At 68.2% G+C, this 6,474-nt stretch carries 8 protein-coding genes; 6 read left to right on the top strand and 2 right to left on the bottom strand.

What is annotated here, in order from left to right:
* Both A5706_RS34910 and A5706_RS07035 read right to left on the bottom strand, forming a co-directional pair.
* The coding region (locus A5706_RS34910; protein ID WP_156766992.1) for a PE family protein at positions 1–483 on the bottom strand (483 nt) is incomplete at its 3' end.
* A gap of 572 nt (positions 484–1,055) precedes the next feature.
* Entirely contained in the window at positions 1,056–2,669 is a 1,614-nt protein-coding gene (locus A5706_RS07035) for an MFS transporter (RefSeq protein ID WP_068128558.1), read from the bottom strand.
* A 146-nt stretch (positions 2,670–2,815) separates the two neighbouring features.
* On the opposite strand from A5706_RS07035, the gene A5706_RS07040 reads away from it, so the two are divergent.
* From A5706_RS07040 to rplB, 6 genes are all read left to right on the top strand, one after another.
* Positions 2,816–3,427, top strand: coding sequence for a TetR/AcrR family transcriptional regulator (locus A5706_RS07040; protein WP_255406299.1), 612 nt, complete (start codon positions 2,816–2,818; stop codon positions 3,425–3,427).
* Between the two features lie 333 nt (positions 3,428–3,760).
* A complete protein-coding gene (gene rpsJ, locus A5706_RS07045; RefSeq protein WP_003873519.1) occupies positions 3,761–4,066 on the top strand; it encodes a 30S ribosomal protein S10 in 306 nt (101 codons plus the stop codon).
* A 13-nt stretch (positions 4,067–4,079) separates the two neighbouring features.
* On the top strand, positions 4,080–4,754 hold the full coding sequence (gene rplC / locus A5706_RS07050; protein WP_068128562.1) for a 50S ribosomal protein L3: 675 nt from the start codon (positions 4,080–4,082) through the stop codon (positions 4,752–4,754).
* Positions 4,754–5,419 carry a 50S ribosomal protein L4 gene (gene rplD, locus A5706_RS07055; RefSeq protein ID WP_068104439.1) on the top strand — a complete coding sequence of 222 codons (666 nt, stop codon included), beginning with the start codon at positions 4,754–4,756 and terminating at the stop codon, positions 5,417–5,419. Before rplC ends, rplD begins: the two co-directional genes overlap by 1 nt.
* On the top strand, positions 5,419–5,721 hold the full coding sequence (gene rplW / locus A5706_RS07060; protein WP_067159533.1) for a 50S ribosomal protein L23: 303 nt from the start codon (positions 5,419–5,421) through the stop codon (positions 5,719–5,721). The genes rplD and rplW overlap by 1 nt, the downstream gene beginning before the upstream one ends.
* Positions 5,722–5,803: 82 nt before the next feature.
* Positions 5,804–6,474 (top strand): 50S ribosomal protein L2 (gene rplB / locus A5706_RS07065; protein ID WP_068128565.1); only part of this gene is annotated, 671 nt, incomplete at its 3' end.

Genomic DNA, 6,474 nt, shown 5'->3' on the forward strand with positions numbered 1-6,474 from the left:
GGCCGGCGTGACGGCCGTCGCCAAGGGGGCTGCCGGTGCCGCCGGCGCCGCGCCACCGGAGACGCCGGCCGCTGCCGCAGGCACCCCCGCCGCCGCGGAGCCTGCCGACGCCGCGGTGCTCGCCAGCGGTTGCGCGCTCGACAGCGCCTGGCCGGGGACATTGCCCGTCACCATGTTCTGGACGGTTTGCAGGGGCGTGGCGTTCGCGGCCTCGGTGAGGGCGTACTGCTCGGCGCCGGCGCTCATCAGCTGGACGAACTGGGTGTGGAAGGCCTGCGCCGCGGCGCTGAGCGCCTGATAGACCTGGGCGTGCGCGTCGAACAGGCTCGCGATGCCGGCCGACACCTCGTCGGCGCCCGCGGGCAACACGCTGGATACCGGCCCCGAAGCGGCCGAGTTTGCATCGCTGATCGCCGAACCGATGTTGGCCAAATCCATTGCGGCATTAGCCACATACTCAGGCGCTGCGATCACATACGACATTCGGCTCCCCCGCCTGTCTTGACGTCGTCCGCCTCCCCATCACGGACACCGCTTGAGCGCACACTATCGCCCACCCGGGTCTCCCGAGGCGTTTTCGGCGGATCTTCACCATGCATTCAGTGGGGCGGGCCACGCCGCAGCGTGACCCGCCCCGAAAATGCGATGACATTCATGCTGCCCACGTAAATGGCCACGACAAGTGGCGGGCGCGCGGCTGACTTCCCGTCAGGCGCGAACTCTGCGTCGCAATGTTCGTGGACGGCACGACGTCCCGATGTCGGATATCACCTCCCTTCAGCGATCCGCGATCCGCGCACGGTTTCCCGGAGGCGATCGCTCCCGTACACCCGGCGCCTGTTTGCTGAACGAGTCGATACGCATCAACACCACACCCACCTCAACCCGCGAGATGACCTGCACATGTCGATATATATTTTCAAATACCACGACGAGCGGACGTTCGCAAGTATCTGAGCCGGCCCGGTCTGACCGCCGAGAAAAATTCAGGTCGAGCGAGCCCGATCAACGACCACCGGTCAGCCGGTGTCGTTCTCCGGCAGCGACATTGGACGTCAGCGGGACGGTTCTCGATGCCGGCCGACGCCGGGGCGCGGCCCGGCGAAGAGCCGGCGCACGACCTTCAGCTGCCGCCCGTCGCGGCCGGGAGCCCACAGGCCGATCAGGACCGCGGCGATCGTGACGATCACGGCCATCACCGTCGTCGAGGCGTGCATCGCCGTCATGAACGCCGCTTTGCTGACCTCGGCCAGCTGGCCCCCCTGCGGCCCCAGCTTCCCGGCAACCTCGACCGCCTTGGCCAGCGAGTCGGTCGCCGGGCCGCGCACCGGGGCGGGGAACCCCGCCAGCCTGGGCGCCAGCTCGTGGGAGTAGCGGCCGGCCAGTATCGAGCCGGCCACGGCAATCCCCAGGGCGCCGCCCATCTCGCGCGACGTGTCGTTGACCGCGGACGCGACCCCCTGCTTTTCGTCCGGGACCGCGCCCATGATCGCCGAAGTCGTAGGCGCGGTGCAGAATCCGATGCCGGTACTCAGGATCAGCGTCGGCCACGCCATGCCAAGGAAACTCGAATGCAGGTCGAGTGTCCGCATGCACAGGAAGCCGACCGCCATCGTCAACGTGCCCACGAATAGCACCAAGCGCAGCCCGAACTTCGGCACATACCAGAACGACAGCGCCGAGAAAATGCCCAGCGGGACCATGAACGGGCCGAATGCCACCGCCGTCATCAGCGGGGAGTAGCCCATGATCTGCTGCACGTACTGCATGCCCAGGTAGAAGAAACCGAACGTCGCGCCGAACAGGACGACGATCGTCGCGACGCCGGTGGCGAAGCTGGGATCGCCGAACAGTCGCACGTCGAGCAGGGGATGGCGGGTCCGGAATTCGACGACGCCGAACACGGCCGCGATGATCGCCCCGGCGACCAGCCCGCCCCAGATCAGGGGATCGCTCCAGCCGCGGTCGGGCGCCTCCAGGATCGCGGCCACCGCGATCGCGACGGCCGCGCCGATCAGCACCGCGCCCAGCGAGTCGATCCGGGGCGCGTTGGCTTCCCGTGACGACGCGACGGTGCACGCCAGCGCGAAGATCGCCAGGCCCGCGACGCCCAACGACCAGAAGATCGCGTGCCAGTCCCAAAAGCGAAGCAGCAGGCCGGATCCGAACATGCCCAGCACCCCGCCGGAACCGGCGGTCCCGGCCCAGATCCCGACGGCCTTGATCCGGTCCTCCTTCGGATAGGCCACCGTCAGCAGCGACAGCGTCGCGGGCATCACGAACGCGGCGCCGACGCCGGCGACCGCCCGTCCCGCGATGATCTGCAGCGGGCTGTGCAGCAGAGCCGGCGCTGCCGACCCCAGGGCGAAGACGAGCAAACCGACGAGCAACGCGCCCCGCCGGCCGTAGCGGTCGCCGATCGCGCCGGCGGGTAGCAGCAAGCAGGCCAGCGCCACCGTGTAACCGTCGACGACCCAGGTCAGCTGGGACTGGGTCGCCGAGGTGGCGACCGCGAGGTCGCCCAGCGCGGTGTTCAGCGCCGTCATCGACGCGACGACCAGCCCGACGCCCATGCAGGCGACGGCCAGGGTCCAAGTTCGGGCCCGGGGACTACCCCCGATGCGCGTTACATCACTACGCTGATCAGGCCGTATCAGCGTTTCGGCCATATGAAGCGCCTCCTAACGGGGGCGTAGCAAGATTTTCGAGACTCTTGGTCTTGTAGGTAAACCGATAGGCTTGGTTCCAAACCGGGAGGTAGCTCACAATTACCGGCGCAAGTACCGATCCCCGTCCAGCGCGGTCCAGGGCCCGTTTGCTCGAGGCCGCCGCTGCGCTGCTGCGTTCGGGGGGTCCCAGCGCGGTGACCGTCGATGCGGTCACCCGTAGCGCCAATGTAGCGAGGGCGACCCTGTATCGCCACTTCCCGAGCGGAAATGATTTGCTGGCAGCGGCATTCAACAGCCTGATACCGCCGCCGCCGATGCCGCCGGCCGACGGGTCGCTGCGCGATCGCCTCATCGGGCTGGTCCTTGCCCATGCCGAAACCGTGGCCCAGGCGCCGGCCCTGCTGACGGCCATGTCGTGGCTCTCGCTGGGCCGCGACCTGGACAAGTTGCCGGAACCCCACCAGGTCGGCACCGGCGACAGCGCGTCGATTTGCACGCTGCGGGAGCGCATCGCGCAGCAGTACGCCGCCCCTTTCGACGCGGTTTTCGACAGCCCCGAGGCCGCCGCCGAACTCGGTGAGGTCGACCGGTCTCGCGCCATCGCGCTGCTGATCGGCCCGCTGATGCTGGGACGCCTGTCGACCCTGCCCGACTTCGACTACCGCGAGTGCGCGCGCGCCGCCGTCGACGGTTTCCTGCACGTGCAGCGGGCCCAGCAGAGGGCCGACGCGGCGACCACCGAATCCGCTGGTGCCTGAGTCCTGGCGAGGTTTGCCCGGGATTTGGCCAAACCCATGATCTGAGGCATACTGTTCAGGTTGCCTTGCGCCGGGTTCTGCCTGGCCGGGCATACGACCAGCGCCCAACCGGGCGCGTCCGGTCCCAACCTCGGAATGCGACCAATTTCGGCCGCGCACGAGGCTGCGTAAGGGTGACACACCCGACCGCGGGGGCCGGTGAACCACGACAGGTAAACAGCGGCGCAGTATCCGGCGCGACGCTCGACCGGCCCAAGGTTGGGCCGCCGATCCGCGCGCCGGGGGCACCAGCCCGGGTACCGGGCTTTAAGAGGAGTGAGGGTAGGAGAAAGCGTGGCGGGACAGAAGATCCGCATCAGGCTTAAGGCCTACGACCATGAGGCCATCGACGCATCGGCGCGCAAGATCGTCGAGACCGTCGTCCGCACGGGTGCCAGCGTCGTAGGGCCGGTGCCGCTGCCGACCGAGAAGAACGTGTATTGCGTCATCCGCTCCCCGCACAAGTACAAGGACTCGCGGGAGCACTTCGAGATGCGCACGCACAAGCGGTTGATTGACATCCTCGATCCGACGCCGAAGACGGTCGACGCGCTGATGCGCATCGACCTGCCGGCCAGTGTCGACGTCAACATCCAGTAGGAGATCCAGACTCATGGCAAGACAGGGCAATCCCGCCCAGAGGCGGGGCCTTCTGGGTACCAAGCTGGGCATGACGCAGGTGTTCGACGAGAACAACCGGGTCGTGCCGGTGACGGTGGTCAAGGCCGGTCCCAACGTGGTGACCCGCATCCGCACGCCGGAGCGCGACGGCTACAGCGCCGTGCAGTTGGCGTACGGCGAGATCAGCCCGCGCAAGGTCAACAAGCCGGTCACCGGTCAGTACACGGCGGCGGGCGTCAACCCGCGCCGCTTCCTGGCCGAGCTGCGGCTGGACAACCCCGACGCCGCCGCCGAATACGAGGTCGGCCAGGAGCTGACGGCGGAGATCTTCGCCGACGGCGCCTACGTCGACGTGACCGGCACCTCCAAGGGCAAGGGCTTCGCCGGCACCATGAAGCGGCACGGCTTCCGCGGCCAGGGCGCCAGCCACGGCGCCCAGGCGGTGCACCGCCGGCCGGGTTCCATCGGGGGCTGCGCCACGCCCGCCCGGGTCTTCAAGGGCACGCGGATGGCCGGCCGGATGGGCAACGACCGGGTGACCGTGCAGAACCTGTTGGTGCACAAGGTCGATGCCGAGAACGGCGTGCTGTTGATCAAGGGTGCGGTCCCCGGCCGCACCGGCGGACTCGTGATGGTTCGCAGCGCGATCAAACGAGGTGAAAACTGATGGCACTCAAGATTGACGTCAAGACGCCGGACGGCAAGGTCGACGGCTCCGTAGAGCTGCCCGCCGAATTGTTCGACGCCCCGGCCAATATCGCGCTGATGCACCAGGTGGTCACCGCGCAACGGGCCGCCGCCCGCCAGGGCACGCACTCGACCAAGACGCGCGGCGAGGTCAGCGGCGGTGGCCGTAAGCCCTACCGGCAGAAGGGCACCGGACGCGCCCGGCAGGGTTCGACGCGGGCCCCGCAGTTCACGGGCGGTGGCACGGTGCATGGCCCCAAGCCGCGCGACTACAGCCAGCGCACGCCCAAGAAGATGATCGCCGCGGCATTGCGCGGGGCGCTGTCCGACCGCGCGCGCAACGGACGCATCCACGCGATCACCGAGTTGGTCGCGGGCCAGACCCCGTCGACCAAGAGCGCCAAGGCATTTCTGGACACGCTGTCCGATCGCAAGCGGCTGCTGCTGGTCATCGGCCGCGCCGACGAGACCGGTGCGAAGAGCGTGCGCAACCTGCCCGGCGTGCATGTGTTGGCGCCCGACCAGCTCAACACCTACGACGTGCTGCGCTCCGATGACGTGGTGTTCAGCGTCGAGGCCCTCAACGCCTACATCGCGGCTAACACTGCCGCCAACACCAGTTCTGCCGAGGAGGTTTCGGCCTGATGGCGACCATCGCTGACCCCCGCGACATCATCCTGGCGCCGGTCATCTCCGAGAAGTCCTATTCGCTGCTGGACGAGAACGTGTACACGTTCGTGGTGCACCCCGACTCGAACAAGACGCAGATCAAGATCGCCATCGAGAAGATCTTCTCCGTCAAGGTCGCGTCGGTGAACACCGCGAACCGGCAGGGCAAGCGCAAGCGCACCCGGACCGGTTACGGCAAGCGCAAGGGCACCAAGCGCGCCATCGTCACCCTGGCCCCGGGCAGCAAGCCGATCGACCTCTTCGGCGCACCGAGCTAGCGCGGCGACGATGCAGAGCGAAGCGATGAGGAGGAGCCGGGCAATCTGGCCCGTCGAGCGCGAGAGAAAGACCTGATTAGACATGGCAATTCGTAAGTACAAGCCGACGACCCCGGGTCGCCGCGGCGCCAGCGTGTCCGACTTCGCCGAGATCACCCGTTCGGAGCCGGAGAAGTCGTTGGTGCGCCCGCTGCACGGTCACGGTGGCCGCAATGCGCACGGCCGGATCACCACCCGCCACAAGGGTGGTGGCCACAAGCGCGCCTACCGGGTGGTCGACTTCCGTCGTAACGACAAGGACGGCGTCAACGCGAAGGTCGCGCACATCGAGTACGACCCGAACCGCACGGCCAACATCGCGCTGCTGCACTTCCTCGACGGCGAGAAGCGCTACATCATTGCGCCGCTTGGTCTCTCGCAGGGCGACGTGGTGGAGTCGGGCCCCAACGCCGACATCAAGCCGGGTAACAACCTGCCGCTGCGCAACATCCCGGCCGGTACCTTGGTACACGCCGTGGAGCTGCGCCCGGGCGGCGGCGCCAAGCTGGCGCGCTCGGCCGGGTCGAGCATCCAGCTGCTCGGCAAGGAGGGCACCTACGCGTCGCTGCGCATGCCCAGCGGCGAGATCCGCCGCGTCGACGTGCGCTGCCGCGCCACGGTCGGCGAGGTGGGCAACGCCGAGCAGGCAAACATCAACTGGGGCAAGGCCGGTCGGATGCGGTGGAAGGGCAAGCGCCCGTCGGTCCGTGGTGT

The organism is Mycobacterium sp. E796, from assembly GCF_001672815.1.
In the GTDB taxonomy this organism is placed as follows: domain Bacteria; phylum Actinomycetota; class Actinomycetes; order Mycobacteriales; family Mycobacteriaceae; genus Mycobacterium.